Source organism: Pseudomonas sp. IPO3749, from assembly GCF_013386605.1.
In the GTDB taxonomy this organism is placed as follows: Bacteria; Pseudomonadota; Gammaproteobacteria; order Pseudomonadales; family Pseudomonadaceae; genus Aquipseudomonas; species Aquipseudomonas azotoformans_A.
The window spans coordinates 23550-50304 of the sequence record NZ_JACARN010000093.1; the positions used below are offsets into that span (position 1 = coordinate 23550).

26 protein-coding genes are annotated in these 26755 nt (G+C 60.7%); 11 read left to right on the forward strand and 15 right to left on the reverse strand.

Annotated elements, in window-relative coordinates; translation table 11 throughout:
* Positions 1-135: 135 nt before the first annotated feature.
* Both HX812_RS28310 and dctM read left to right on the forward strand, forming a co-directional pair.
* A complete protein-coding gene (locus HX812_RS28310) occupies positions 136-768 on the forward strand; it encodes a TRAP transporter small permease (protein ID WP_033896622.1) in 633 nt (210 codons plus the stop codon).
* Positions 768-2048, forward strand: coding sequence for a C4-dicarboxylate TRAP transporter large permease protein DctM (dctM, locus tag HX812_RS28315; protein ID WP_016979464.1), 1281 nt, complete (start codon positions 768-770; stop codon positions 2046-2048). Before HX812_RS28310 ends, dctM begins: the two co-directional genes overlap by 1 nt.
* A 21-nt stretch (positions 2049-2069) precedes the next feature.
* Here the strand turns inward: dctM and ampC are convergent, their stop codons facing one another.
* On the reverse strand, positions 2070-3212 hold the full coding sequence (gene ampC / locus HX812_RS28320) for a class C beta-lactamase (RefSeq protein WP_038841854.1): 1143 nt from the start codon (positions 3210-3212) through the stop codon (positions 2070-2072).
* 132 nt (positions 3213-3344) lie between these two features.
* Between ampC and HX812_RS28325 the strand changes: the two genes are divergently transcribed.
* Positions 3345-4220: a LysR family transcriptional regulator gene (locus HX812_RS28325; protein WP_038841851.1), complete on the forward strand. Its 876-nt coding sequence runs from the start codon at positions 3345-3347 to the stop codon at positions 4218-4220.
* Here HX812_RS28325 and yghX read toward each other — a convergent pair.
* Both yghX and HX812_RS28335 read right to left on the reverse strand, forming a co-directional pair.
* A complete protein-coding gene (gene yghX, locus HX812_RS28330; protein ID WP_038841849.1) occupies positions 4217-5104 on the reverse strand; it encodes a YghX family hydrolase in 888 nt (295 codons plus the stop codon). The genes HX812_RS28325 and yghX overlap by 4 nt on opposite strands.
* A 43-nt stretch (positions 5105-5147) precedes the next feature.
* Entirely contained in the window at positions 5148-5642 is a 495-nt protein-coding gene (locus HX812_RS28335) for a PaaI family thioesterase (protein WP_038841847.1), read from the reverse strand.
* 134 nt (positions 5643-5776) lie between these two features.
* Between HX812_RS28335 and HX812_RS28340 the strand changes: the two genes are divergently transcribed.
* Positions 5777-6331 (forward strand): YceI family protein, encoded by a 555-nt coding sequence (locus tag HX812_RS28340; RefSeq protein WP_038841845.1) that lies wholly within the window; start codon positions 5777-5779, stop codon positions 6329-6331.
* On the opposite strand, the gene HX812_RS28345 is transcribed toward HX812_RS28340, so the two are convergent.
* Positions 6328-7218 carry a DMT family transporter gene (locus tag HX812_RS28345; RefSeq protein ID WP_038841842.1) on the reverse strand — a complete coding sequence of 297 codons (891 nt, stop codon included), beginning with the start codon at positions 7216-7218 and terminating at the stop codon, positions 6328-6330. The two genes, HX812_RS28340 and HX812_RS28345, sit on opposite strands and share 4 nt — an antisense overlap.
* Positions 7219-7308: 90 nt before the next feature.
* Between HX812_RS28345 and HX812_RS28350 the strand changes: the two genes are divergently transcribed.
* Positions 7309-8634, forward strand: coding sequence for a PLP-dependent aminotransferase family protein (locus tag HX812_RS28350; RefSeq protein ID WP_038841840.1), 1326 nt, complete (start codon positions 7309-7311; stop codon positions 8632-8634).
* A gap of 28 nt (positions 8635-8662) precedes the next feature.
* On the opposite strand, the gene HX812_RS28355 is transcribed toward HX812_RS28350, so the two are convergent.
* Positions 8663-9094, reverse strand: coding sequence for a nuclear transport factor 2 family protein (locus HX812_RS28355; protein WP_016979456.1), 432 nt, complete (start codon positions 9092-9094; stop codon positions 8663-8665).
* Between the two features lie 247 nt (positions 9095-9341).
* On the opposite strand from HX812_RS28355, the gene HX812_RS28360 reads away from it, so the two are divergent.
* Together HX812_RS28360 and HX812_RS28365 are read left to right on the forward strand one after the other, a co-directional pair.
* Complete coding sequence (locus HX812_RS28360; protein ID WP_038841838.1) at positions 9342-9560, forward strand: DUF6434 domain-containing protein; 219 nt, start codon at positions 9342-9344, stop codon at positions 9558-9560.
* The gene (locus tag HX812_RS28365; RefSeq protein ID WP_038841835.1) at positions 9557-10027 is read left to right on the forward strand and encodes a RidA family protein; all 471 of its coding nucleotides are present in this window, start codon (positions 9557-9559) and stop codon (positions 10025-10027) included. The genes HX812_RS28360 and HX812_RS28365 overlap by 4 nt, the downstream gene beginning before the upstream one ends.
* Before the next feature lie 169 nt (positions 10028-10196).
* On the opposite strand, the gene HX812_RS28370 is transcribed toward HX812_RS28365, so the two are convergent.
* Complete coding sequence (locus HX812_RS28370; RefSeq protein WP_038849563.1) at positions 10197-11906, reverse strand: amidase; 1710 nt, start codon at positions 11904-11906, stop codon at positions 10197-10199.
* Positions 11907-11960: 54 nt separating this feature from the next.
* Positions 11961-12749, reverse strand: coding sequence for a helix-turn-helix domain-containing protein (locus HX812_RS28375; RefSeq protein WP_038849565.1), 789 nt, complete (start codon positions 12747-12749; stop codon positions 11961-11963).
* A gap of 84 nt (positions 12750-12833) precedes the next feature.
* Here HX812_RS28375 and HX812_RS28380 point away from each other — a divergent pair, with 84 nt between their 5' ends.
* A complete protein-coding gene (locus HX812_RS28380) occupies positions 12834-13139 on the forward strand; it encodes a DUF2834 domain-containing protein (RefSeq protein ID WP_038849566.1) in 306 nt (101 codons plus the stop codon).
* 175 nt (positions 13140-13314) lie between these two features.
* Here the strand turns inward: HX812_RS28380 and HX812_RS28385 are convergent, their stop codons facing one another.
* Genes HX812_RS28385 through HX812_RS28395 form a run of 3 tightly spaced genes read right to left on the reverse strand, consistent with a single transcriptional unit; the run spans position 13315 to position 16249 of the window.
* On the reverse strand, positions 13315-14238 hold the full coding sequence (locus HX812_RS28385) for a sugar ABC transporter substrate-binding protein (protein ID WP_038849569.1): 924 nt from the start codon (positions 14236-14238) through the stop codon (positions 13315-13317).
* A 41-nt stretch (positions 14239-14279) separates the two neighbouring features.
* Complete coding sequence (locus HX812_RS28390; protein ID WP_038849572.1) at positions 14280-15413, reverse strand: phytanoyl-CoA dioxygenase family protein; 1134 nt, start codon at positions 15411-15413, stop codon at positions 14280-14282.
* Positions 15413-16249: an SDR family oxidoreductase gene (locus HX812_RS28395; protein ID WP_038849573.1), complete on the reverse strand. Its 837-nt coding sequence runs from the start codon at positions 16247-16249 to the stop codon at positions 15413-15415. Before HX812_RS28395 ends, HX812_RS28390 begins: the two co-directional genes overlap by 1 nt.
* 124 nt (positions 16250-16373) lie before the next feature.
* Between HX812_RS28395 and HX812_RS28400 the strand changes: the two genes are divergently transcribed.
* Positions 16374-17399 carry a LacI family DNA-binding transcriptional regulator gene (locus HX812_RS28400; RefSeq protein WP_038849577.1) on the forward strand — a complete coding sequence of 342 codons (1026 nt, stop codon included), beginning with the start codon at positions 16374-16376 and terminating at the stop codon, positions 17397-17399.
* Between the two features lie 34 nt (positions 17400-17433).
* Complete coding sequence (gene iolG, locus HX812_RS28405) at positions 17434-18450, forward strand: inositol 2-dehydrogenase (RefSeq protein ID WP_038849579.1); 1017 nt, start codon at positions 17434-17436, stop codon at positions 18448-18450.
* A gap of 146 nt (positions 18451-18596) precedes the next feature.
* On the opposite strand, the gene HX812_RS32505 is transcribed toward iolG, so the two are convergent.
* From HX812_RS32505 to HX812_RS28420, 4 genes are all read right to left on the reverse strand, one after another.
* Complete coding sequence (locus HX812_RS32505; RefSeq protein WP_372849936.1) at positions 18597-19301, reverse strand: DUF6602 domain-containing protein; 705 nt, start codon at positions 19299-19301, stop codon at positions 18597-18599.
* A gap of 90 nt (positions 19302-19391) precedes the next feature.
* Positions 19392-20297, reverse strand: a complete 906-nt coding sequence (locus HX812_RS28410; RefSeq protein ID WP_038849582.1) for a hypothetical protein — start codon at positions 20295-20297, stop codon at positions 19392-19394.
* Between the two features lie 443 nt (positions 20298-20740).
* Complete coding sequence (locus tag HX812_RS28415) at positions 20741-21907, reverse strand: GGDEF domain-containing protein (RefSeq protein WP_038849585.1); 1167 nt, start codon at positions 21905-21907, stop codon at positions 20741-20743.
* Positions 21908-22016: 109 nt separating this feature from the next.
* A complete protein-coding gene (locus tag HX812_RS28420) occupies positions 22017-23228 on the reverse strand; it encodes an MFS transporter (RefSeq protein WP_016979981.1) in 1212 nt (403 codons plus the stop codon).
* 98 nt (positions 23229-23326) lie between these two features.
* Between HX812_RS28420 and HX812_RS28425 the strand changes: the two genes are divergently transcribed.
* On the forward strand, positions 23327-24148 hold the full coding sequence (locus tag HX812_RS28425; protein WP_038849588.1) for a helix-turn-helix domain-containing protein: 822 nt from the start codon (positions 23327-23329) through the stop codon (positions 24146-24148).
* On the opposite strand, the gene HX812_RS28430 is transcribed toward HX812_RS28425, so the two are convergent.
* Positions 24141-26723, reverse strand: a complete 2583-nt coding sequence (locus tag HX812_RS28430; RefSeq protein WP_038849592.1) for an EAL domain-containing protein — start codon at positions 26721-26723, stop codon at positions 24141-24143. The two genes, HX812_RS28425 and HX812_RS28430, sit on opposite strands and share 8 nt — an antisense overlap.
* Positions 26724-26755: the final 32 nt, after the last annotated feature.

The window sequence follows — 26755 nt, forward strand, 5'->3', positions numbered from 1 at the left end:
GCTCGCGAAAGCGGTGGGTCAGTCACCAGGGTTATCAACTGACAGACTGCATTCGCGAGCAAGCCCGCTCCCACATTTAGAGCCGGTTCCATCCTGAGCCTTGCATAACCCATCTCATTTTCGCGAGGTTTTGCCATGCAAACGCTAAGGCGCGTCTGGGAGCACCTGGAGGAAGGTTTTATTGCCTTCCTGCTGGCCGCCATGACCCTGGTGACATTCGTCTACGTCATGCTCAACAACATCTACACGCTGTTCTTTGCCCTGGCTGACAAGTGGGCGTTGAGCAGCAACTTCTTCAATGCCCTGGGCGATCACACCATGACCTGGGCCCAGGACATGACCTGGAGCGTGGCGCTGACCAAGGCCATGTTCGGCTGGCTGATCTTCTTCGGTATTTCCTATGGCGTGCGCACTGCCGGCCATCTTGGCGTGGATGCACTGGTGAAGTTGACCAAGCGCCCGGTGCAACGTGTGCTCGGCATGCTCGCCTGCCTGTGCTGCCTGGCGTATGCCGGGTTGTTCATGGTCGCCAGCTACAAATGGGTGAGCGCCGTGATGGGCGCGCACATCGGCGCCGAAGACCTTGACCAGTACGGCGTGGATGTCGGCGACATCGTGGTGATCGTGCCTATCGGGTTTGCCATGGTCTTCATCCGTTACCTGGAAATTTTCTACCGCATCTTTACCCACCGTCAGGTCGGGTTGGGGCTGGCCGACGAGGCTGGCGAGGCCAGCAAATTGGCCGGCAGCCATGAGGAGCGTCACTGATGGCCGTGCTCTGTCTATTCCTGTTGTTGTTTGTGTTCATGTTCCTTGGCGTGCCCATTGCGATTTCCCTGGGGCTGTCCGGCGCCGTGTCGATCCTGATGTTCAGCCAGGACTCGGTGAGTTCCCTGGCGATCAAGCTGTTCGAGACCTCTGACGCCTATACCTTCCTGGCAATTCCGTTCTTCCTGCTCTCCGGCGCGTTCATGACCACCGGCGGCGTGGCGCAACGGCTGATCGACTTTGCCAACGCCTGTGTCGGTCATATCCGTGGTGGCCTGGCGATTGCGGCGGTGCTGGCGTGCATGCTGTTTGCGGCGCTGTCCGGTTCGTCACCGGCAACGGTGGCGGCGGTGGGCTCGATTGCCGTGGCGGGCATGGTGCGTTCCGGTTACCCGAAGGAGTTCGGCGCCGGGATCATCTGTAACGCGGGCACCTTGGGCATCCTGATTCCGCCGTCGATCGTGATGGTGGTGTACTCGGCAGCCACCGAAACCTCAGTCGGCAAGCTGTTCATGGCCGGGGTGATTCCGGGATTGCTGCTGGGCCTGATGCTGATGATCGCGATCTATATCGTCGCGCGCATCAAGAAGCTACCGGCGCAACCACGGGCGACCTTCCGCGAGTGGCTGACCTGCGCACGTCGCGCCTTCTGGGGCCTGTTGCTGTTGGTGATCATCCTCGGCGGCATCTACAGCGGCATGTTCACCCCGACTGAAGCGGCGGCGGTGGCGGCGGTGTATTCGGCGTTTGTGGCCTTGTTCATCTACAAGGACATGAAGCTGCGCGACTGCCCCAAGGTGCTGCTGGAGTCCGGGCGCCTGGCGATCATGCTGATGTTCATCATCGCCAACGCCATGCTGTTTGCCCATGTGCTGACCACCGAGCAGATCCCCCAGGAAATCACCGCGTGGGTGATCTCCGAAGGGCTGACGCCGATTGGTTTCCTGATCATGGTCAACGTGGTGCTGCTGGTGGCGGGCAGCTTCATGGAGCCGTCGGCCATTGTGCTGATCCTGGCGCCGATCTTCTTCCCGATTGCCATGAAGCTGGGCATCGACCCGATTCACCTGGGCATCGTGATGGTGGTGAACATGGAGATCGGCCTGGTGCATCCGCCGGTGGGGTTGAACCTGTTCGTGACCTCGGCGGTGACCGGGTTGAGCCTGGGGCAGACCATTCGTGCGGCGTTGCCGTGGTTGATGATTCTGTTGGTGTTCCTGATCATGGTCACCTACTTGCCATTCATCTCCCTTGCACTGCCGCACTGGCTCGGTATGTAACCGGCTACCGGGTTCTGTGGATCAGTGGTCCAGCGCACTCAAGATCGCATGGGCCACTTTCACCCGTTCGGCATTTGGGTAGTTCTTGTTCGCCAGAATCACCACGCCTATATCCTTGCTCGGCACATACGCCACATAGGCACCAAAACCTCGGGTTGAACCGGTCTTGTTGTACAACACGTTCGCGGGCTGTACCTGAGCCGGGGCCAGCCACTTCACCGTGTGCGGTTCCATCGCCATCGGTGTGGAGTTGCCATCAATCAAGGCTTGCAGCTTGATCGGGTAGGGGTAGTACTCCCAGCCCAGGCCCTGGGTGGTGCCGTTTACGGTGTAATAACCGGTTTGCACGGTGGCGATGGCTTGTTGCAGGGGCTTCTCCAGTGTCTGCGGATGCATGTTCACCATCACGTAGTGCGCCAGGTCCTGGGTGCTGGTCTTGATGCCATAGGCTTCGCTGTCCAGCGCACCGGGGCCGACGCGTACGGGTTTCTGATCCTTGTCGTAGCCTTGGGCATAGGTGTCAGCTTTGTCGGCAGGCACGCTGACATGGGTGTTCTTCAGGCCCAGCTTGGGCAGCAGGGTGTTTTCCATGACTACATTGAATGGCTGGCCCAGGCTTCGTGCGCTGAGGTAGCCGAACAGGCCGATGCTCGGGTTGGAATAAAGACGCTGTGCACCGGGCGCGTACGCGGGTTTCCAGTGTTGGAAATAGCCGAGCATGGTGTCGGCGCTGTCGGCGGCGTCCGGGAACTGCAGCGGCAGGCCGCCTGGCGTGTAAGTCGCCAATTGCAACAGGCTGATGCGATCGAAGGCGCTGCCCTTGAGTGCTGCCAGGTGTTGGCTGGCCATGTCCGAAAGCTTCAGCTTGCCGCTGGCCTGGGCATAACCGCCCAGCGTCGCGGTGAAGGTTTTGCTCACTGAACCGATCTCGAACAGCGTGTCCTGAGTCACCGACTGCTGGTTGTCCTTGTTGGCAACGCCGTAGTTAAAGTATTGCACCTTGCCTTTGTTCACCACGGCTACCGACAATCCGGCGATGCCTTGCTGCTGCATCAGGGGTTCAATACTGCCGTCCACGACCGGGCGCAGGTCGGTGGCAGCCATGCAGGTGCCGGACCCAAAAAACAAGGCTGAAAAAAGGAAATTTCGTACGCTGGAGTTCATGGTGGTTCGCTTCCATGTAAATGATGCACTGTTGATCGGCGCCTGCGCAGGCGACGCAAATCTAGTCAGGTTCCGCCCTCGCGGCAAACGATGATATCTTGCATCTGCCATTAGAAAATCTAGGGTTTAAGCATGCTGCGCTCCCATTTGCCCCTCAACGCCCTGCGTGCGTTCGAGGCTTCGGCCCGTCACTTGAGCTTCACCCGGGCGGCCATCGAATTGTGCGTGACCCAGGCGGCGGTGAGCCATCAAGTCAAAAGCCTGGAGGCGCAACTTAATGTCACATTATTCAAGCGCCTGCCACGGGGCCTGATGCTGACGCGCGAAGGTGAAACCCTGTTGCCGGTGTTGCGCGAGTCCTTCGATCGTATCGCCCATACCCTCGGCCAGTTTGAAGGCGGTCACTATCGCGAGGTCCTCACCGTAGGGGCCGTCGGCACGTTCGCGGTGGGTTGGTTGCTGCCGCGTCTGGCGGATTTTCAACGTCGTTACCCGTTTATCGACCTGCGCCTGTCCACCCACAACAACCGTGTCGACGTCGCGGCCGAAGGCCTGGATTACGCGATCCGCTTCGGCGCGGGTGCCTGGCACGGCACTGAAGCCTGCGAGTTGCTGCAAGCGCCTCTCACCGTACTCTGTGTGCCGCAGTTGGCCGAGCAACTGCACGCACCGCAAGATTTGCTTAAACACACCTTGCTGCGCTCCTACCGCGCCGATGAATGGAACCTGTGGTTCCAGGCCGCCGGTTTGCCAGCCGATACCCTGGTGCCGCGCAGCATCGTGTTCGATTCTTCGTTGGCGATGATGGAGGCCGCTTTGCAAGGCATCGGCGTGGCACTGGCGCCGGCAATGATGTTTTCGCGGCAACTGGAGAGCGACGTGATCCGCCAGCCGTTCGATATCGGCATCAGCACGGGCAGCTATTGGTTGACGCGTTTGCAGTCGCGGGCTGAAACGCCAGCGATGCTGGCGTTCAAAGGGTGGATGTGTGAACGCGTAAGCGCTTAAACCAGGTATTTATTGAACCAACCGAGCGTCCTTTCCCACGCCAGATTCGCCGCCGCCTCGTCATAGCGTGGCGTCGAATCATTATGGAAGCCGTGGTTGGCGCCCTTGTAGATATACGCTTCATACGTGGTTCCGGCGGACTTGAGCGCCTGCTCATACGCCGGCCAACCCTCGTTGATCCGCGTGTCCAGTTCACCGAAGTGCAACATGATCGGCGCCTTGATCCGGGGCACGTCCTTGGCCTCCGGCTGGCGTCCATAAAACGACACGGCCGCGCCCAATTCCGGGTAGGCCACCGCCGCCGCGTTGGTCACGCCGCCGCCATAACAGAAGCCGGTAATCCCGACCTTGCCGGTGCTGCTGTCGTGGTGCATCAGCCATTCGATGGCGGCGAAGAAGTCGTTCATCAGCTTGGTCGGGTCGACGATCTGTTGCAGGGCCACGCCTTTTTCGTCGTTGCCGGGGTAACCGCCCACCGAGGTCAGGCCATCCGGGGCCAGGGCGATGAAGCCCGCTTTGGCCAGGCGCCGGGCGACGTCTTCGATGTAGGGGTTGAGGCCGCGGTTTTCGTGGACCGCCACCACCGCCGGCAGCTTGCCCGTGGCCTTGGCCGGGCGCACCAGGTAGCCGCGCACCGTTCCGTTGCCTTTGGGCGATGGGTAGGTGATGTAGTCGGCGACGATGTCCGGGTCGGTGAATTTCACCTGCTCGGCCAGCGCGTAGTTGGGGCTCAGGGCCGCGAGCAGGGCCGAAGCGGTGAGGCCGCCAAAGGTGAACAGCGCAGCGCGGTCGAGAAATTCGCGGCGGTTGATCTTGCCGTGGGCGTAGCCGTCATAGAGTTCCAGCAGTTCGGGGGCAAAGTCTTTCGCGGTGAGACGAGTCATCGGTGCATCCTCGATTAGCGGTGGCGGTCAATGTAGCCCAGGATCAGCCCTCGCGACCATGGGCGGCGGCGGCCAATTGGCCGGTGTCGACACGCACAAAGATCGAATCGCCGATGGCGGTCAGCACGTCACCGGCGTACACCTCGCAAATCACGCGGATCTTGCGTCCCACGTCACCGTCGACCCGCGCGCGCAGGGTGAGGGTGATGCCCATGGGCGTCGGCTTGATGAATTTGATCCCCAGGTTGCCGGTGACGCAGTCAATGCGCGGCAGGCTGCCGGGTTCGCGCGCTTCGGCGCGGTAGTGGTAGGCCATGGCGGTCCAGTTGGAGTGGCAGTCCACCAGCATGGCGATCAGGCCGCCGTAGACCAGGTCGGGCCAGCCGCTGTAGTGGGCCTCGGGCAGGTGTTCGGCGACCAGGTGGATACCGTCCATGTCCCAGCGGCTCTTGATGTGCAGGCCGTGGGGGTTGCTGCCGCCGCAGCCGTAGCAGATGCCTTCCGGCGCGGTGATGTCCTGGAGTGAGGGGGCGTGCATGCAACGTCCTTATTATGGGTGGGGCGACTACTCTGTTTAGCAGGACAAACGCCCGAATGGAATAAATCCCTGGTATGGCGTGTTAGTTCAGTACCTGTGTCCTTTCCTTTGCGGAGCGTTGCATGAAACGTTTTATGTCCCCGGTCACCGTACTGGCCCTGATCCTTGCGTATGGTTCCAGCGCCCAGGCGGTGGAGTACAAGGACGTCAATCGAACCGCCAGCCAGATCAGCTTCACCTACAAGCAATTGGGGCAGCGGGTGTACGGTACGTTCAGCGAGTTTGAAGGCACCTTGACCTTCGACACGCAAAAGCCGGAGACCGGGCATGCCTTGCTCAAGATCCAGCTGGCCAGCATCGACGCGGGTAGCCCGGACGCGAATGACGAACTGCAACGCGCGTCCTGGTTTGATACCGCGACGTTTCCGGTGGGTGTGTACGAGTCCACCGGTGTCAAAGCCTTGGGCGACAACCGCTACACGATCAGCGGCAACCTGACCATCAAGGGCACCACGCGCCCGGTGGACGTGGACGTGGTGCTCAAGGAGCAGAGCGGCATTGGCGTGTTCGACGGTGAGTTCATCCTCAAGCGTGGCGACTTCAAGATCGGCGAGGGTGAGTGGGCCGGCAACAGCGTGGTGTCCAACGACATCAACATCAAGTTCAAGATGGTCGCGCCGCAGCGTTAACGGGCGAACCGCTTCGCGCCGGCCACGCAGCCGATCACCGCAACCGTCACCAGCACCATGCCCAGGCTGACCTGCTCATGCAGCAGGCCCGCCGCCAGCGCCAGGCCGAAAAACGGTTGCAGCAACTGCAACTGGCCGACGGCGGCAATGCCACCCTGGGCCAGCCCGCGATACCAGAACACAAAGCCGATCAACATGCTGAACAGTGACACGTAGCCCAGGCTCAACCAGGCGGGCAGGCTGATGGCGCTGAAGGTCGACGGCGCGAGCATCAGGCTCAACGGCACCACCACCGGTATCGACACCACCAGCGCCCAGCAGATCACCTGCCAACCGCCCAGGCTGCGCGAGAGCTTGGCGCCTTCGGCATAACCCAGGCCGCACACCAGTACCGCCAGCAGCATCAGCAGATCGCCGGCCGGTGCGGCGCTCAAGCCTTGGGCCACGGCATAACCCATCACCAACCCACTGCCCACAATCGAGAACAACCAGAACACCGGACGCGGCCGCTCGCCGCCGCGCAACACGCCAAACACTGCGGTGGCCAGAGGCAGCAGGCCGATGAATACGATGGAGTGGGCCGAGGTCACGTATTGCAGCGCCAGGGCGGTGAGCAAGGGAAAGCCGATCACCACGCCCAAGGCGACAATCGCCAGCGGCACCCACTGATTGCGCGCGGGGCGTTTTTCCTTGAACAGCCACAGCAGGATCACGCCAAGAAAGGCGGCGATCGCGGCACGGACCATGGTGAGAAACACCGGGTCGAATTCCATCACGGCCATGCGCGTGGCGGGCAATGAACCGCTGAAAATCACCACGCCGATAAAGCCGTTGATCCAGCCCTGGGTGCTGGTGTCCAGGGTGTTGAGGGGGGATGTACGTTCCATGAGGGAATATCCGTAGCCGGAGGGGTTGCGTTCTGGCCATCCTAGGGGCGAGCATTAGGACAATCAAAAAATTGTCATGGATACATCCCAATGCCGCGCGCCCGCTACAAGTCCCTGGTCGATTCCTTTGCCGAAGCCATCCGCAGCGGCCAAATGCCGCCCGGCACGCGGCTGCCGACGCACCGGCAACTGGCCGCCGAGCACGGCCTGGCGCTGGTCACTGCCAGCCGCGTATACACCGAGCTTGAAGCCATGGGCCTGGTCAGCGGCGAAACCGGGCGTGGCACCTTCGTGCGCGAGATAGCGTTGCCGCCAGGGCAGGGCAGTGGGCAGATGACGGTGACGGCGGGCATGCTCGACCTCAATTTCAACTATCCCTCGTTGCCCGGCCAGGCGGAGCTGTTGCGCACGGCGTTGCGCCAATTGGCGCTGTCTGGCGACCTCGAAGCACTGTTGCGCTACCAGCCTCATGCCGGGCGCCTGCATGAGCGCGCAGCCTTCGCGCGGCATTTGCTCAGTCGTGGGCTCAGTGTCGACGCCGAGCAGGTGCTGCTGGTCAGCGGCGCCCAGCATGGTCTGGCCGTGACGATGATGGCGTTACTCAAGCCTGGGGACGTGATCGCGGTGGACGCGTTGACCTATTCGGGGTTCAAGGTGCTGGCTGAGACGCTGCATCTGGAAATTGTCGCGATTCCAGTGACGGTCACGGGGCCGGACCTGGAAGCCTTGCAAAACCTGTGTCGCAAGCGGCCGGTGCGAGCGGTGTACAGCATGCCGACCTTGCACAATCCCCTCGGTTGGGTGATGAGTCTGGCCCAGCGTGAGCAACTGGTCGCTATCGCTCGTCAGTACAATCTGACGATCATCGAAGACGCGGCCTACGCGTTTCTGGCTGAAGACGTACCGCCACCGGTGGCGAGCCTGGCGCCGGAACGCACGGTGTACGTGGGGGGGCTGTCGAAAAGTGTCGCGACGGGTCTGCGCGTGGGGTTTATCGCGGCGCCGATTGAATGGGTCAAGACGCTGGAGCGCACCATCATGGCCACCACCTGGAATGTGCCCGGTGTGATGAGCGCCATAGCGGTGGCATGGCTGGAGGATGGCACGGTGGCGCAGCTTGAGGCGCAAAAGCGCGAGGATGCCCAGGCGCGACAGGCCCTGGCCGCTCGGGTGTTCAAAGGGCTGACCACGATCAGCCATCCCTCGTCGTATTTCTTGTGGCTACCCCTGGCGGAAGACGCCCGGGCCGATCAGATCGCCATGGCCTTGCAGCGTGACAACATTGCCGTGTCGACCGCCGAGCCGTTTGCCGTCTCGGCGCATGTCCCGCATGCGTTGCGGTTGGCCTTGGGTTCGGTGCCGATCTCGGCACTGCGCGAAGCGTTGCTCAAGGTGCGCAAAGTGGTGGCGTGGTGAGCCGGTTTCAGCGGCTCACCGCAAGGTATCAGTACTTGTAGGCCTGACGTCCGATCAGCAGCCATTTGCCTTTTTGCTTCTGCCAGACTTGGAAGTTGTCGATGTCGGTAGGCACTTCAACACCGCTGTTCACGGCCAGGGCGTGGAAGTGGTTGCGGACCAGCGCGGTGTCGCCTTGCAGGGTGATGGTCTGGTTTTGCATTTCCAGGGTCTTGAAGGCGCTGGTATGGGTTTCCAGGTCAGCGATGAATTGGTCTTTGTTCTGCACCTTGCCGCTGGAGTGGCCGTAGGTGAGCTTGTCGGCCGTCAGCGCGTGAAGTTGCTTGAGGTCCAGGTGCAGCATGGCTTGGGTCAGTTGGTCGACCGCTTGGGCCACGTCCTTTTCGGCTGGGGCAGGCGCGGCTGCGACGTAACCGGTGAACAGGCACAGAAATCCGATCAGCACTTTGACGTTTTGCATGGGTGTTTCCTTATTGTTGTTGGGGGCTGGCACGACAGCTTAAGTCGTCGTACAACCATGCAATATTTCGGGTGGGGAAGGAAAGTGAAATTTCGAAATATCTTGAAAAGATTAGACTTGAAGCCGTTATAAACCACGGGTCAACTTATACGATGTCTCAACACGCTGATCGAATCATGCCTCGCTTCCTGTGCCAGTAGCACATCGCTATGCTACTGCCGAAAACTGACACTGCCCGAGAGACAAAATGGATTTTGACTGGCACAGCGACACCCTCACCCGCGCCACTCCGGTAACCCCGCACTACAAAAACACTCAAAACGTACGCCGCTTCATGCGTGAGCACTGCGGCCCAGGGTTCAAATTCGACCGGCCGTTCATGGCCTGGATCCGCAACGAGGTGCCCAAGACCCTGGGCGACGTGGTGGAGGAGTGGCAACGCCGAAACGAGGATTCACACCCATGACACCCGACGAAAAATACCAGGCCGCCCAAGAACGCCTCGGCTACCAGCTGGACGAATTCAAAGTCGGTGGCAACTACACGCCACTGGTCCGCGACGGTCACCACCTGTACATCAGCGGCCAGATTCCCCGGGTCGGCGATGCCATCGTGCTGCCGGGCAAGGTCGGCGACAGCCTGACCCTGGCCCAGGCGCAAATCGCCGCCGGTATCAGCGCCTTGCGCTGCTTGGGGTTGCTCAAGCAGGCCTTGGGTTCGCTGGACCAGGTCAAGGCAATCCCGCGCATCACCGTTTACGTGCGCAGTGCCGAGGATTTTGATCAGCAGAGTGAAGTGGCCAACGGCGCGTCGGATTTGTTGCACGAGATTCTGGGTGCTGCCGGGGTGCATACGCGCACGTCGATTGGCGTGATGCAGTTGCCGAAATCGGCGGCGGTGGAGATCGACATGATTGCAGTGGCGCACGGCTGAGCCATCGATGCGGTAATCCAGTTGATTGCCGTGCTCCACATCGCCTGATTTGAAATACAGGCGAAAGTGTGGGAGCGGGCTTGCTCGCGAAAGCGGTGGATCAGTCAGCATAGTTGTGGCTGAAGGACCGTATTCGCGAGCAAGCCCGCTCCCACAGGTTTGACCGCGTTTAGCTGGCTGCCAGCGGTGGCGTGCGTGGCGGAACCAGGCGCTTGCTGCCGGTGGCCTCGTACGCCGAAGCAAACCGCAGCAACGCCGAATCGTCATACGCCCGCCCGGCAAAGGTCAGGCCCACCGGCATGCCGATATCGGCCATCACGCCCATCGGCACGGTGACGGTCGGCACGCCGAGGTGGCGGATCGCGAGGTTGCCGTTGGCGACCCACACGCCGTTGCTCCAGGCGATATCGGCAGAGGCTTCGTTCACATCGGCATCCGCCGGGCCTACATCAGCCACGGTCGGGAACAGCACCGCGTCGAGACCGAGCGTGTCCATCCAGTCTTCCAGGTCGATGCGGCGGGTTTGCTCCAGACCGCGCAGGCCATCGGGGACCGTGCTGATCTCGTTCCAAGGCGTGATACCGCGTTCGGCCATGCGCACGTATTCGTCCATGCCGGCGGCCAGGTCATCCTCACGGTTGGGCAGGGTGCCGGGGTCGTGGGGGAAGATCTTCGGCCCGTCCACATCCGCCAGGCGGTTGAGGGCAGGGTCGTTGTTGGCGCGCAGGAAATCATCGAAGGCCCAGGCCGACAGCTCCCACAGTTCATCGTGGAGGAACGCCTTGGAGACCAGTCCACGGGTAAACACGGTGGGTGCGCCAGGGCGGTCACCTTCGCAGTTGGACACCAGCGGGAAGTCCACATCGATCACTTCGGCACCGGCCGCAACCAAGGCCTGGCGTGCGTCGTTCCACAGGTCGATCACGCTGGCGCGGGTGTTGATCTTCTGCCCGGTGGGGCCGCCGATGCCGGGCTTTTCACTGGTGCCGGCGTCGGGGTCAGCATTGATGTACATGCGCGGCACGCCAAAGCGTTTGCCGACGAGGGATTCGGAACTCACGGCCAGTTCAGCGTAGGACGCCGGGCGCACCGAAGTGACGCTCGGGATCGGCACCCACGGCTGCAAACGCCAGAGGTCGCCACGGGTGTCCGGGTCTTCGGCCACTACCACATCGAGCACTTCCAGCAGGTCAGCCATGGTGCGGGCGTAAGGCACCACCACGTCCATGGTCGGTGTGAGCGGCCAGTTGCCGCGCACCGAAATCACGCCACGGGACGGCGTGTAGGCACACAGGCCATTGTTGGACGCCGGGCCGCGTCCGCTGGACCAGGTCTCTTCGGCCACGCCAAACGCAGCAAAACTGGCCGCTGTCGCAGTGCCGGCGCCGTTGGATGAGCCGGAGGCAAACGGCGCCGTCAGGTAGTCGGCGTTATACGGGCTTTCGGCGCGGCCATACACACCACGCTGCATGCCGCCATTGGCCATCGGTGGCATGTTGGTCTTGCCCAGGCAGATGGCGCCGCCGCCGCGCAGGCGCTCGATGGTGAACGCGTCACGCTGGGCGACCAGTTGGGCAAACGCCGGGCTGCCGGAGGCTGCGGTCAGGCCCTTGACCAGGTAGCTGTCTTTGGCGGTGTAAGGAATGCCATCCAATGGCCCCAGGGTTTCGCCTTTGGCCCGGCGTGCATCGGACGCCTCGGCTTCTTTCAGGGCCTCGGGGTTGCGCACCACCACGGCGTTCAAGGCGGTGGCGGTCTGCGGGCCGTCGTAGGCGTCGATCCGCGCCAGGTAGGCGTTGACCAGTTCAACGGCCGTGGTCTGGCCGGATTCAAGCGCAGCGCGCAATTGGGCAATGGAGACTTCGGTAACTTGCATCACGTTTTTTTCGCCGCCTTCAAGTGGGGGTATGGCGGCAGTCTACGGACAGATATTTCACAAAACCAGCGCGGCATACTCCGCATAGGCGCCGCGCATCACCTGCCAGGTGGCCTCGTCCGCAGGAATCAGATGTTCGATCCGCAGGGAAGTCAGGGTGATGTCCTGGGGCATGCCAAACGTGGTGAAGGTGGACAAAAAGCTCAGTTCACCCTGGCGTGAGCGCACGCGGGTCAGTACCAGCGGCGGCATGTGTGCGGGCAGTTCGGTGTTGGCCGGTGTCGGCAAACTCGACAGTAATGCGGCCAGTTCAGCATTGCCCAACGCCTCACGTGTGGCGCGCTGCCAGGCCAGTGTGCGGATCTCCTCGGCATTGCTCAGGTGATCGCCCAGGCCGCCTGGCTGCAGCAGCGTCGTCAGCAAGTTCATGCCCTCAGCGGCATCCGCCCGGATACCCACCAATTCAAACAGCAGGCCGGTGCTGGCATTCGCCGCCAGCACTTCCCACTCGCTGCCCAGCAGGATGGCAGGGGCTGGGTTGTTGGCGTGCAGCACATGGCTGACGGCTTCGCGGATCGCTGCCATGGCGGGCGAGGCGAGTGGGGTGGCGGCGTAACGCGGCGCATAACCGGCGGCGAGGAAAACGCGGTTGCACTGCTCCAGCGGTGCCTCCAGCGTGGTCAACAGGTTGTGTAACGTGCCGGGACTTGGCTTGGCCCGGCCGGTCTCGATGCAACTGAGGTGGCGCTGGGAAATGCCGGTGATCAGGGCCAGGTCGAGTTGGCTCAGCTTGGCGTGCTTGCGCAGTTGGCGCAGCTGTTCGCCGGCAGTAACAAGGTTGTCCATGGCGGAATCATGACCTCCGAGGTCATTGCGAGGGGCCGAATCTTATCACTAACGTGGGGCCTCTATCACGCCAAGGAAGAACCCATGAACAGTCGCTTTATCGCCCTGGCCGGTTTGCTGGGATTCTCGCTGTACACCCTGGCGACGATGCTGACGGCCGAACAGTCGCTGTTGGCCTTTGGTCGCGAATTGATGTCGCGGCCGGACACCGCGCAGGTGGTGATCGACCTGTACCTGATGGCGCTGCTGGCGTGTATGTGGATGTACCGGGATGCGCAGCGGCGCGGGCGCTCGGTGGTGTCGTTGCTGCCGTATTTTGTGCTGACGGCGGTTTTTGTGTCGGTGGGGCCGTTGCTTTATCTGGTGGTGAATAGGTCGCGACCGTCTTGACTTACCTGCCATTCAAACAAGGGCGAACACCGTACCTGTGGCGAGGGAGCTTGCTCCCGTTGGACTGCGTAGCAGTCCCGTTCTTTTAAACAAAGAGCGGGGCCGCTTCGCAGCCCAGCGGGAGCAAGCTCCCTCGCCACATTAGGTCGAGTCGCAGGAGAAATTGAGTGAGGTTTCAAGGGTTGAGAAAGGCCTGGTAGTTCTCCTTGGTGATCTGCTGATAAGGAATCGTCAGCTCAGCCGTGTACGGCTCCTTCTTCACCATCTTCACCGCCAGGTCAATCGAGCCCACCGCCTGGCCTTTATTGTCCTGGTACACCGTCACCAGTAACTGGCCCTTCTTGACCGCGTCCAACCCCGCTGGGCCGCCATCGCTGCCGGCCACCAGGATGTCCTTGCCCGGCTGCATGCCTGCCTGGCTGATCGCCATGGCCGCGCCGATCGCCATTTCATCGGCATTCGCCGCCACCGCGTCGATTTTGCGCCCGGACACGATCCAGTTGTTCATCAAGTCGATCGCCTTGTTGCGTTGCCACTCGGCGGTCTGCTCTTCGACGATCTTGATGTCGGGATACTCCTTGAGCACGCTCTTCACCCCCAGCGTGCGGTTGTGCGTGGCGTTGTTGGACAGCAGCCCGAGCATGATCGCCAGGTTTCCCTTGCCGCCCATTTTTTCGGCCAGGTAGCGCATCTGGATTTCACCGGCCTTGACCTCATCCGAGCCCACGTAGCCCACACCCGGTGGCAACTGCTGGGCATCCGGGCGGCGGTTGACGTAGACCAGCGGGGTCTTGGCCTGCTGGGCATTGGCGGTCATTTTTTGCGTGGCCGCCGTGTCCACCGGGTTGACGATAATCGCGTCCATGCCTTGGGCCGTGAAGTTCTGCACCTGGTTGAGCTGGCGCACCACGTCGCCCTGGGCGTCTTCGAATTGCAGGGTTACGCCGGGCAGTGCCTTGGCGTGGGCGGCCATGTAGTCACGCATTTGCGCGAGGAAGACATCGTCGACCTGGGCGATGCTCACGCCGATACGGATATCGGCCAGCGCCCAGGGGCTGATTGCCAGGGTAAAGAGTGCCGCAAGGACTTGCTTCTTCATGGTGGTGCTCCGTTCTTCTTGTTGTTGTTAAAACAGAGGGTTCACGCTTGGCGTTTGGCTCGCATCTGCGCCACGGCAGCGGCAAAGTCCGAAAGCGGCCAGCGTTCGTCGAGGGCTTGCTGCATCAACTGCTGCCCGGTTTGCGGGGCCAGGCCCTTCAAAGGTGGGTCGGTGTCCAGGTTGGTGGGGAAGGAATAGCCGTCGGCGGTGCAGGCAATCACGGCGTGTACGGCCTGGGCATCCAGTGCGGTGTTATCGAGCAAGGCCGGGTACACCGCGAGCATCATGCGATCGCGGTCGAGGGCTTCCATGGGTTTGCCGAATGCCGAGGAGATCTGCAGCAGGTTGGCCATGCGCTGGCGGTCCGGCGTGCGGTTGGTGCCGGCGGCATGGAACAGCGCCGGGTTGAAGAACAACAGGTCGCCCTTGTTCAGCGGCAACTGCACGGCATGCTGCTGGAAGTAGTCGATGAACTCCGGGCGCCGCCACGCCAGATAACCCAGGGCGTATTGCTGGGAAAACGGCAGCAGTTGGGTCGGGCCGGTTTCCAGCGGCATGTCCGAGTGCGCCACCGCGCCCTGTAGCGTCAAGTATTGGGACAACAGGTGCAGGGGCAGGGGAAAGCGCTCCACCACGTCATTGGTCTGGAACCCCAAATGGTAATCACGGTGGGGCTGCTGCGCCTGGCCGCCGGGGTGCACCACGTTGACCTGGGCGGTCACCTGATAGCTCGGGCCCAGCCATGCCTCGGCGATCAAGCCCAGCAACGGGTTGGCGTAGTACTCGACAAAAGAGGCGGGCGACTCCAGCGCGGCTTTCTGCAACGAATTCCAGATGCGCCCATTGCTGCCGGCTTTGGCGAAGTGGTCGGCGGCCACCCCTTGCGCGGCCTCGTTGGCGAAAATCGCTTCAAACACCTGGCTGTGGCGGTCCACCACTTCCAGGTCTTCATAAGCCCGGCGCACCACCATCACCCCTGGCCCGTCACGGAACAGGCGGTGCAGTTCATCCATCACTGTCAAACGCTCAGCGTTGCGCAGAGTCTGGGCCTGATAGATCGGCACGTTGTTCAGCACTTGCGCGCACAGCGGGTAATCCTCGGGATTGACCTGTTGCGCGCAAAGTTCGCTGAAATCCGCCAGGCGCACGGCCTGTTCAGTCACGAACACCGACATCACACACCTCCCAGCGCCTGGTTGGGCTGCGGGCTGCCGCCGTCGGTGCAACCGACCACGCCTTGTTCCAGGTCGATCACCGAACCGGTCATCATCCCCGACTCACGGGACAGCAGGAACGCCACGCTACGCGCCACCTCTTCGGGCTTGAGCAGGCGGCCAAACGGTTGTGCGCGTTCAGCTTTCTCCAGCCAGCCATCCTGGGCGCCGTGGTACTGGCGCTGGATATCATCTTCATGGGGCGTGTCCATCCAGCCGATATTCAGGCCATTCACGCGGATGCGGTTGCGCAGCGCGCTGAACGCCACGTTCTTGGTGAGGATCGCCAACGCGCCCTTGGACGCCGCATAGGCGCTGAGAAAGGATTGCCCGCCATGCCCGGTGACGCTCTGGATATTCACCACGGCGCCTTCCACACCGTTGCTGATCATCAGCTTCAGCGCTTCCTGCATCAGGAAGAACGGTGCCCGCACATTCACCGCCATCAGCCGATCAAACAGCTCCGGCGAGGTATCCAGAATGGTGCCGCGGTCCGACATCCCGGCGCAGTTCACCAGCCCATGCAAGGTGCCGAAGTGGGTGCGCGCCGCTTCGATGATCGCCCGGCAATCCTCGACCTTCTCAAGGTCCGCCTCGACAAAAAACGCCTGGCAATCCAGCTGTGCCAGCAGCCGTACCTGTTCTTCGCCTTGGGCGCGACGGCGTCCGCAGATGATCAAGCCGGCGGCGCCGCGCTCGGCCAGGGTGCGCGCCACTGCGGCGCCGAGGCCCTGGGTGCTGCCGGTGACGACAAAATATTGGCCGCTAAACGACGTGGCGAGATCGGTGTTAGGCATGCAGTTCTCCAGGATTTTTTGTTGTTGTTCATCGCCTGGCTCGACGCCGGGCAAAACTGAGACTAGCATTGCGAAACCTCAGTAACGCCCAAAAAACACCTCAAAAACACCTCAGGCGAAACTCATGCTCGAACGCGCCAAACACTTCTCCATCAAGCAGCTCGCCACCCAGGCGGGGGTGAGCAAAGCCACGGTCGACCGTGTGCTGCATTTGCGCGGCAGCGTGCATGCCCAGACCCGGCGGCGTATTGAACAGGCGCTGGATGAGTTGGAGTCCCAGGAGAAAAACGGCCTGGCGGTGGGGCGGACTTTTCACGTTGACGTGATCATGCACACGCCCAAGCGTTTCAGCGCGGCGGTGCAGGCGGCGATTACCGCGCAACTGGGCAGCCTGGCGCCGTTCCGGATCGCCCCGCGTTTTCACCTGTTCGAAGAGATCGAGCCCCAGGCCATGCACGACCAGTTGCTGCGCTGCCTGGACACCGGCAGCCAGGGCGTGGTGCTCAAGGCGGCAGATGAGCCGGCGGTGAACCTGGCGGTCAAGCAACTGATCGCGGCGGGCATTCCGGTGGTTACCCTGGTCACGGACCTGCCGCAAAGCGAGCGCATCGGTTACGTCGGCATGGACAACCGCACCGCCGGCCAGACCGCCGCCTACCTGATGTCGCGCTGGCTGCCGGCGCTGCCCCAGGACGTGGCGGTGGTGATCGGCAGCGAGCTGTTCCGTGGCGAGGAAGAACGCGAGATGGGCTTTCGTGCCTGGCTACGTGGGCGCGCCGCGCACTTGCGGGTGCTGGATGTCAGCGGCGGCTATGGGGTTTACGACCGCACCTTCGAGCGGGTGACCCAGGCGCTGCAACAGCATCCCGAATTGAAGGCGGTGTACAGCGTCGGCGGCGGCAATCGCGCGATTGTCGATGCCTTTGCCGCCCAGGATCGGCCGCTGGAGGTCTTTATCGGCCACGACCTCGACGAAGAAAACCGCCAACTGCTGCGCGAAGAAAAAGTCGCAGCGATCATCGATCACAACCTGCAGATCGATGCACGGCACCTGTTCCTGCACATCTTGCAGTACCACCGGCTATGGAAGGCCGGGCCGATTGCGCCCTCCCAGGTGCAGATCGTCACACCGTTCAACCTGCCGGATTAAGTACTCCCTCAAAAACAACATCAGGAGTTCGACCATGCTGAGAATCGCCGTTCTGGGTGCGGGGCGCATCGCCAAGATCCACGCCGCCAACGTCGCCGCCCACCCCCATGCCACGCTGGTACTGGTGGCCGACCCCTGGCGCGAAGGCGTCGATGCGCTGAGCACGCAATTGGGTTGCGAGGCTGCCTACGATTGCGCCGCCGTGCTGACCCGCAACGACATCGACGCGGTGGTGATCGGCACGCCTACCGACACGCATATCGACTTGCTCCTGGCGGCGGTGGCCGCAGGCAAGGCCGTGCTGTGCGAAAAACCCATCGACCTGGATATCGCCAAGGCCCGCAACGCCGCCCAAGCCGTGGAGCGCCAAGGCGGCAAGGTGATGCTCGGCTTCAACCGCCGCTTCGACCCCGACATGCTGCGCCTGCGCCAAGCCCTCGATGCCGGGCAGATCGGCGCGGTGCGCCAGGTCATCATCACCAGCCGCGACCCCGGCCTGGCGCCGCGTGACTACCTGGCCCATTCCGGCGGCATCCTGCGCGACATGACCATCCACGACTTCGACACCGCCCGCCACCTGCTCGGCGAAGAACCGGTGGAGGTCAGCGCCATCGCCAGCCGCCTGGTGGACCCGAGCCTGGCCGAGATCGACGACTACGACAGCGTAATGGTGCTGCTGCGCACCGCCTCCGGCAAGCAATGCCACATCAACTGCTGCCGCCAGGCGGTGTACGGCTACGACCAGCGCGTGGAAGTGTCCGGCGCCAACGGCGTGCTGCTCACCGACAACCACCGCCCGAGCACCTTGCGCCATTGGAGCGCCGAACACACCGAGGCGCTGGAGCCGTTGCAGCACTTTTTCCTGGAACGCTATGCGGATGCGTATCGCAATGAGCTGACGCAGTTCATCGATGCACTGAACAGCGGCAATGCACTGCCCACCAGTGTGCGCGATGGGCTGTATGCGTTGCATTTGGCGGACTGTGCGTTGGAGTCGGTGAAGACCGGGCGCAGCGTGGCGGTCAGTTACGATATATTAGCTACGTCCTAATAAAGTGCCATCTGGTTTTCGATTGTGGTGGCGCCCTTGTTATGGGCACCACTTTTCGAATAATGATGCTTAATCATAACGTTTTAATGAAATTAAATAATGCGGGTTTAGGTTTTTTTAGGTCGGTGTGCAAACTGAAAAGTAAGTCATGAAATGTACTCTTCCCAGTTAATATCCCTAAGTATTAAGTTTCCCGTCACTGTTGATAATGATACTAGTAGTCGGGCTAGTCCAATTGCCGGGCTGTCGAATCGAAGATAAGGCTCGTGGGATGTGTGATCAAGTAATAAGCCTTCATTCTTTATTAGGATGCCTTTCGTTAGGTCTAGATATATGTCCGGCTGCCCCAGAGCTGATAAGCTTGAAAGCTTTTTTTGGATGCTATTTAATGGGGATCCGCCATATGTCAATACTGTGCTTAGGATTCTAGCGTGGGGCCACTTTTGGGATCCGATACGGGCCCCTCCCAATGACGTCGGACTTAGCTTTCTGACGCTCTCAATGTTGCGTGCAATATCATTAAGCGTAGATGGTCTGATGTCCGTTTTTATTTCAAAAACAGCTATCGCGCCTTCTTGAAAAATTAAGTCGTGGTCGCTGGTGAATGGTAGTCGCGGCATAGATTTCAGCATAAGTACAATGTCTTGTTGTTTTGATCGTGATCCTTTTGAGTCTATAATTATGCCACTGACTATATTGGTCATTTCGGGTAGATGCGCGACTAGAAAGTCTTGTATAAGCCGTTCTCTAGCGGAACCTGATGTCGCCGAGTGGCCCAATACACGTGTCATGTCGTATTGGGCGTTCAGAGATTTTACAGCTCCACTACAGTATTCGATAAGCGGTTTCATATGCTGTTTTTCCTTGGGGCCAATACAGAATAAGCAGGTGGCGCTTAAAAATGTATTTTTGTTTGTTGTTGGTGATATCCTGGCGCAGAGTTATATGCACACCGACATCGCCATCACTCTAACTGCAGGGCCCGACAAGTTGAGTTGGCATACTTGCTGTGCGACTGTTTTGGCAGTTAACATTCCGGCTCGATACTCTTGAATTCCATTGGTGATGCCGACTATTTTCTCAATGATGCCGAGTATTGTGGAAAGTACAGTTCTCTGTACGAGGCTAATAGAGTCTCCTTGTTCGATATGTCTTGAGACTCTGCCGATTACTCGGAATCTTCCGTCAGTCAATTTGGCTTTAACGGAGAGCGCTTCCGCATCTCCTACATCCACATCCAAAACACCTATTTGTCGTTTGGAAGTTGGGCAATACATCAGCATTTCAAGTTGTCCGGACTTAAGGTAGTCGTTCTCAAGCTCGGAAAGTACTTGTGAAATAAGTTCTTCATATTTTTTTATGTCGTCTTTTATACTTTCTTGTGAAAATATTCTATGATTGATTCGCTCTCCAAAGTTTTGCAGTACTTGACATATGAGGGGTGCTGAAATTTTCAGGGCCTCTAGGATGGAGTAAAAATCTACAGGCTTTAAAATGACGTCAAGTTCTACAAAGCTTGAGCTGTTTGAGGGGGTTTTAATGTTGAATTTTTTATCTATCAGTTTTCTAGTATGTAGTTCGTCAATTAAAGTCATGTGAAGACCACCCATTGTGTACCTTCGAGCAGTCTTGGTGATCGATGTCGCTCCTTTGGAAAACTCTCCCGCTCCAGATATTGGTGAGATCAGATCACTTAGGAATTTGAATCCTAAACTAATGTTAGCTTTTCCTTGGGATGTCGTGCCTTTTTCTGATTCTGATTCCATTGCCACACCCTTGAATAAGTATGCGGCGCAATTTAAAACCATTTTTTCGTTAAGATATATAGGTTCGATGTAAGAGTCCATTTGCATTTCCCTTTGCAAGCCTATCGAGTGGCGTTTGGATTTAATTAGGTGTTATGAAAACTTAAAATTTCCCAAATTATAAAAACACTGCTGTATTTTGGTTTAAATTTTTCCAGTTAATAGCTGTCTGACGAATCATACCTCGCGTAATAGCATATTAATAGCCAGTATTTTCGTAATACAAACATTTCGTTAATTTGCACGCCGCCAAACAGATCAAACAGTGGCTTGCGCGTTCTTTTGGCAGCTTGAAAAGCTGCTAGGACGGGGGGGGCAAAAGGGCAGCGACTCAGTATTATCTACTTGGCTGCCGACATGATGTGCGTGCAGTGCAGTTCGCTCATCTCGACCAGCTTACGAGACCGTATGTATTCACCGCACCTGGCGGATTGTGTATTGGAGTCGGTGAAGACCGGGCGCAGCGTGGCGGTCAGTTACGACCTTTAGCCGTAGGAACTGGCGCCGGTCCGGTCGACCAGGCGAATGCTGTCGCGCCCGCCACGCTTGGTTTCATACAGCGTGGTATCGCCTTGCTCGATCAACGCCGTGAGGCTGGGTGGCGGCTGGTCGAACAGGGTGGCGCCGATGCTCAGGGTCACCGGCGCCGGGGTGGTGAAGGTCTGCGAGGCCAGTTGATGGAACTGGTCGCGCAGGCTGCTGCCCAGTTCGACGATCTGTTCGGTGGACGCCGGGTTCAGCAGGATCACGAATTCATCCCCGCCCAGGCGTGCGGCCAGCGCGCCTTGGGGCACCACACTACGAATCATCTCGCTCAAGGCGATCAGCAAACGGTCGCCGGCGGTGTGGCCGTAGAGGTCGTTGACCGACTTGAAGTTGTCGATGTCGATCAGCAGTAAAGCGCCGGGTTGCGCCGGCGAGACCTGGGCCAGCAGGCGCGGTGCGCGCAGGTCGAGGGCGCGGCGGTTGTACAGGGCGGTCAGTGGGTCGCGGGCAGCGAGGCGGGCGATCTGTTGTTCGCGGCGGTAGCGTTCGGAGCCGGTCATCGACAGTGCGATCAGCATGATCGCCATGGCGCCTTCCACCAGGGAAATCTGGATGATCTCGCCCTTGAACGCGGCAAGGTCGATCAAGGTGCCGGGAATCAGCACCGACAGCGCCTTGGCCACATAGAACGCGCCATGGATCAGCAGCACATAACGCAACTGCACCGCGCCGATGCTCAGGGATTTGCCGTGGGGCCGCAGCAAAAAGCTGGCGCGCAGGGTCGGCAACGCCACCAGCAGCGACTGCACCGCCAGCATGGCTTTGGACCAGGAAGGGTCGGCCGGCAGCATCAGCATGCCCAGCCAGACCACCAGCATCAGCAGCCACAGCAGCGACAGCCGCGTTTGGGTGAACCGCGCCACGCCCAGCAAAAACAGGAAGTGCGCGGTGACCAGCAAGCCGTTGGCGAACCAGATGCCAATCGTCAGGTAACCATTAAGGCGCAGCAGGGCCAGGGTGGAACCGACGGTGATGGTGGCGAAACCGGCGCTCCAGCACAGCAGCGAAGGTTCGCGCACGCTGCGCCATTCAACGGCCAGGTACAGGGCGGCAGCGGCTGCCAGGGCAACGGTGAGTGCCAAAATCGTAGGAGGGTCGAGCGTCATTTCTTGCCGGGTCTGCCTGGTGTGCGTTTAGAACCGGGATTGTAAGCGCACACGCAGGTTTTTCAGAGCATTCATCGTGATGGCACACGGCCAGGCGATGATCGGCAGGTCAGGCGCCCTTGGTCGAGGGCAGCAAGATCGTCAGGATGCCCACCAATGGCAGGAACGAACACAGCTTATAGACGTACTCGATACCGTGGGTATCGGCGAGCAAACCGAGCAACGCTGCGCCAATCCCGCTGAACCCGAACATCAGGCCGAAGAAGATCCCGGCGATCATGCCCACGTTACCCGGCACCAGTTCCTGGGCGTACACCACGATGGCCGAGAAGGCCGACGCGATGATGAACCCGATCACCACGCTCAACACTGCCGTCCAGAACAGGTCGACGTAGGGCAGGGCCAGGGTGAACGGCGCGGCGCCGAGGATGGAGAACCAGATGACTTTCTTGCGCCCGATCTTGTCGCCGATCGGGCCACCCGCGAAGGTGCCGACGGCCACGGCGCCGAGGAACAGGAACAGGTACATCTGCGAGCTTGCGACCGACAGCTGGAATTTTTCGATCAGGTAGAAGGTGAAGTAGCTGGTCAGGCTGGTCATGTACCAGTATTTGGAGAACACCAGCACGGCCAGCACCACCAAGGCAAAGGTCACGCGGCCTTTGGACAAACCATGGGTGGCTTTGCCGCCTTGCTTGAGCTTGAACAGGTTGAGGTGGTGGCGATACCAGCGGCTCAGACCGTAGAGCACCAGAATGGCAAACACGGCAAACAGCCCAAACCAGGCGATGTGACTCTGACCGTAGGGAATGATGATCGCGGCCGCCAGCAACGGGCCGAAAGCACTGCCAGTGTTGCCGCCGACCTGGAACGTCGATTGCGCCAGGCCGTAGCGACCGCCGGACGCCAGGCGCGCAACGCGGGAGGTTTCCGGGTGGAAGGTCGATGAGCCGACGCCCACCAGGCCTGCCGCCAGCAGAATCGCCGGGAAGGTGCCGACAAACGCCAGCATCAGAATGCCGATCAAGGTGCAGACCATGCCGGCCGGCAACAGCCACGGCTTGGGATGACGGTCGGTGTGATAGCCGATCCACGGTTGCAGCAGGGATGCGGTCAGCTGGAAGGTCAGGGTGATCAGGCCTACCTGGGTAAATGACAGGCCGTAGTTGGCCTTGAGCATCGGGTAGATCGACGGCAGCACGGCCTGGATCAGGTCATTGATCAAATGCGCCAGGGCGCAGGCGCCGAGGACGCGCATGACCAACGGGCTGGCTTGGGGTGTGGTGGTTGCAGCGGCGGGTGACGCGGTGAGGGTCGACATGCAGGCATTCCATACAAGGCAGCTAATCAGAGGCGGCAACTTCTTAAGGTCGCCATCCATTACAAAATGATTCGGCGTTCATGCTAGATTCGTCGGGAATGCCTGTCTCGCGTAATTCGGGCGACAACCATCGCAAAAAGGGCGAAATGATCAAACCACTCAACGAATTTCTCCAGGAAATCAACGAAGGTGCCTGGGCGGTCATCAGTTCCGCCACGGATTACCCGGAAAACTGGGTGATCCCCGACCACAGCCACGAAAAGCACCAACTGCTCTACGCCATCGAAGGCGTGATGGTGGTGTACTCGGCGCTCAACCAATGGACGGTGCCGCCCAATCGCGGGATCTGGATGCCTGCCGGGCAGGTGCATTCCCTGCGGTGCGTGGGTACGTTGAAGATGCGCAGCGTGTTTGTACGCCCGGATCGCTTCCCGAACATGCCGGGCGAACCGAAAACGGTGAGTATCTCGCCGCTGCTGAGTGAACTGATCAAGGCGTCGGTGAGCCTGAAACCGCCGTATGCCGAGGATTCACGGGATGCGCGGATCATGCACCTGATCCTCGACGAACTGGCCATCCTGCCGGCCCTGCCATTGTCCTTGCCGCAACCTTCCGACCCGCGCTTGCAGCGCATCTGCCTCGCGTTGCAGGAAGAACCCGGCGACGCCTCCACAGTGGCGCACTGGAGCGAGCGCCTGAAACTGGACCAGAAAACCATCCAGCGTCTTTTCCGCAAGGAAACCGGCATGACCTTCGGCCAGTGGCGCCAGCAGGCGCGGCTGCTGCTGGCCTTGGAGAGGATTGCGGTGGGGGAGAAGGTGATCGACATCGCCCTTGAGCTGGGTTACGAAAGCCCGAGCGCCTTTACCAGCATGTTCAAGAAACAGTTCGGCAAGACGCCGAGTCATTTTTTCAGATAGCGCCCTGCGTGGCAGGGGCGTGCAGGCCCAGCAGGTCGTTGAAGCCATCGACGTCCAGCGGTCGGCTGAGGAAATAGCCCTGGCCCTCTTCACACGCCACGCTCTTGAGCAATGCAAGGTGCTCGGCGGTTTCGATGCCTTCGGCGGTCACCGTCAGGGCCAATGCACGGCCCAGGCCGACAATCGCCTGGATGATCGCCTTGTCGTCATCGCTTTCTTCCAGGCGGGTCAGGAAGCTGCGGTCGATCTTCAAGCCATCGAAGGGGAACGCCCGCAGGTAGCTCAGCGAGGAATAGCCGGTGCCGAAGTCATCCATGGCGATGCGCAGGCCCAAGTGCTTGAGCGTGTGCATGACCTCAAGTGCCCCGCTTGCATCATCGAGCATGACGCTTTCGGTGATTTCCAGTTCCACCCGGGCCGGGTCGATACCGGAGCTCGCCAACGCCTGGCGTGTGCGCTCCACCAGGTTGCCGCGTTTGAACTCGGAAGGTGACAGGTTCACCGATACAAACAGGTGCTCCGGCCATTGGGCGGCACGCGTGCAGGCGGTTTCGAGTACCCAGTCGCTCAAGGCCAGAATCAGCCCGGACTCCTCGGCAATCGGGATAAAGGTGTCTGGCGCGATCAACCCACGCACCGGATGCTGCCAGCGCACCAGGGCTTCGGCGCCGACCATCTGCCCGTCGGCGATGCGATAGCGCGGCTGGAAATGCAAGCGCAGCTCGCCGTGCTTGATCCCATAGCGCAGGTCGCTCTCCAGGCGTCGACGTTCGATGATCCGTGCGTTCATGTCGCCGGAGTAGAAGCGCCAGGTATTGCGGCCCGCAGCCTTGGCCTCGTACAGGGCAATGTCAGCGTAGCGCAGCAGCTCCGCGGCCTCGTGGGCATCGTTGGGGGCGATGGCGATACCGATGCTGGCGCTGACAAACACCTCTTGTTCGTCGATTCTGATGGTGCGCTCGATGGATTCGATCAGTCGCTTGCACAGGGCTTCGACTTCATCCTGCGTACCGGCATCGGTCAGGATCAACACAAATTCATCACCGCCGATACGCGCGACCAGGTCGCCATGGCGTACGCAGTCGGCCAATCGGGACGACACTTCGTTGAGCACCCGATCACCGGCAGCGTGCCCGAGCAGGTCATTGACCGGCTTGAATCGGTCGAGGTCCAGGCTGAGCATCACCAGCGGCTGCTCCGAGGTAGGCATGGCCTTGAACTTGCCTTCCAGAAACGCTTGCAGGCGTGTGCGGTTGGGCAGCCCGGTCAGGGCGTCGTGTTGGGATAAAAACTCGATGCGTCGACGGGCCTCGACCTCTTCCGTCACATCGGTGGCGGTGCCGCGAAACCCGCCACACGGCATTTGCCGCGCGGACAGCCGGGTGCTGCGTTCCAGCCCCAGTGCATCGACGTAACGACACTGCACGCTGATGTCCGGGCGACGTCCGGGTGTGCTCAGCCACTGGGACAGCGGGCCGATTTCGGTCTCCAGCAAGTTGTTTATCGCGGCGCCGATCCAGGCATTGCGCACCAGCCCGGTGACGCCTTCAAAGCGTTCCGACAGGTAGGTGAAGCGCCAGCCAGAGTCGATTTCCCAGACCCAATCGGAACTGGCCTCGACCACATCGCGAAAGCGCGCTTCGCTGGTGGCCAGGGCGGTCTGGCTGTTCTGCAGCGACGTATGGCTGGCATCCAGGGCCAACGCCGCGGCGGTAGCGCGGCGCGATATGACCCAGGTCATCAAGCACACCAGCAATGCCGCCAGGCCCAGCAGGGGCAGGCCGACCCCCATCAAACGCAAGCCTGGGCGGGCCGGCTCCCAGTGCAGGCTGCCCGCTGCGCCGTTGTCGCCGAGGGGGAAGAGCAAGGTCTTGCCGATTTCATCGGGGGTGGCGATGTGCAGTTTGTCCACGCCGAACTCATCGCCGATCACCGCCAGTTTGGCGCTGTCGAGGATGTCGACGAAGATCAGCACCGACGCCGGTCGGCCGTCGGGCAACACCGTGGGGTCGGTACCGGGGGTGATGGCGGCGGCGGCCACCAGTGCAGGGCTGCCACGTACGTTGATAAAGGCCGTGGTGGGCGTTTCATCCTCGGCGCCCGCGCGAGCCTGCTCGAGAATTTCGGTGATGGGCCCGCCGAGCCACTGGGTGAGTTCGACGCTCTGCAACTGGCCGTCCACCACGGCATAGACCGTGCGGTTGGCGTCGTCGACCACGAACAGGCCTTGAAAGCCAAAGTCATCGAACAAGGTGGCGCCGATATTGCCACGGGCAAAGGCCCAATCGGTGTCGACCGTCATATGCAAATGTTTGTAGGCGTCGCTCCAGAAGGCGTAGTCCTTGACCGTCACGCGCAAGGATTTTTCCAGCGACTGCACGGCTTTACGGGTATAGAACGCACTTTCAACCTGCTCGGAGCGGTCCAGTTCATGAGCCAGGTAGACCAGGGAATAGGCCGCGGCGGCAAACACCACGGCCAGCAAGGCCATGAAGCGCAGAAGCGAGGTGCGCGCCAGGGAGAGGCTGGTGCGATCGGAGAGCGAGCGGACGATGGGAGCGAGAGTATTCGGCATTGGTTCCCGCAGGGCGTCACTGCAAGTCAGGG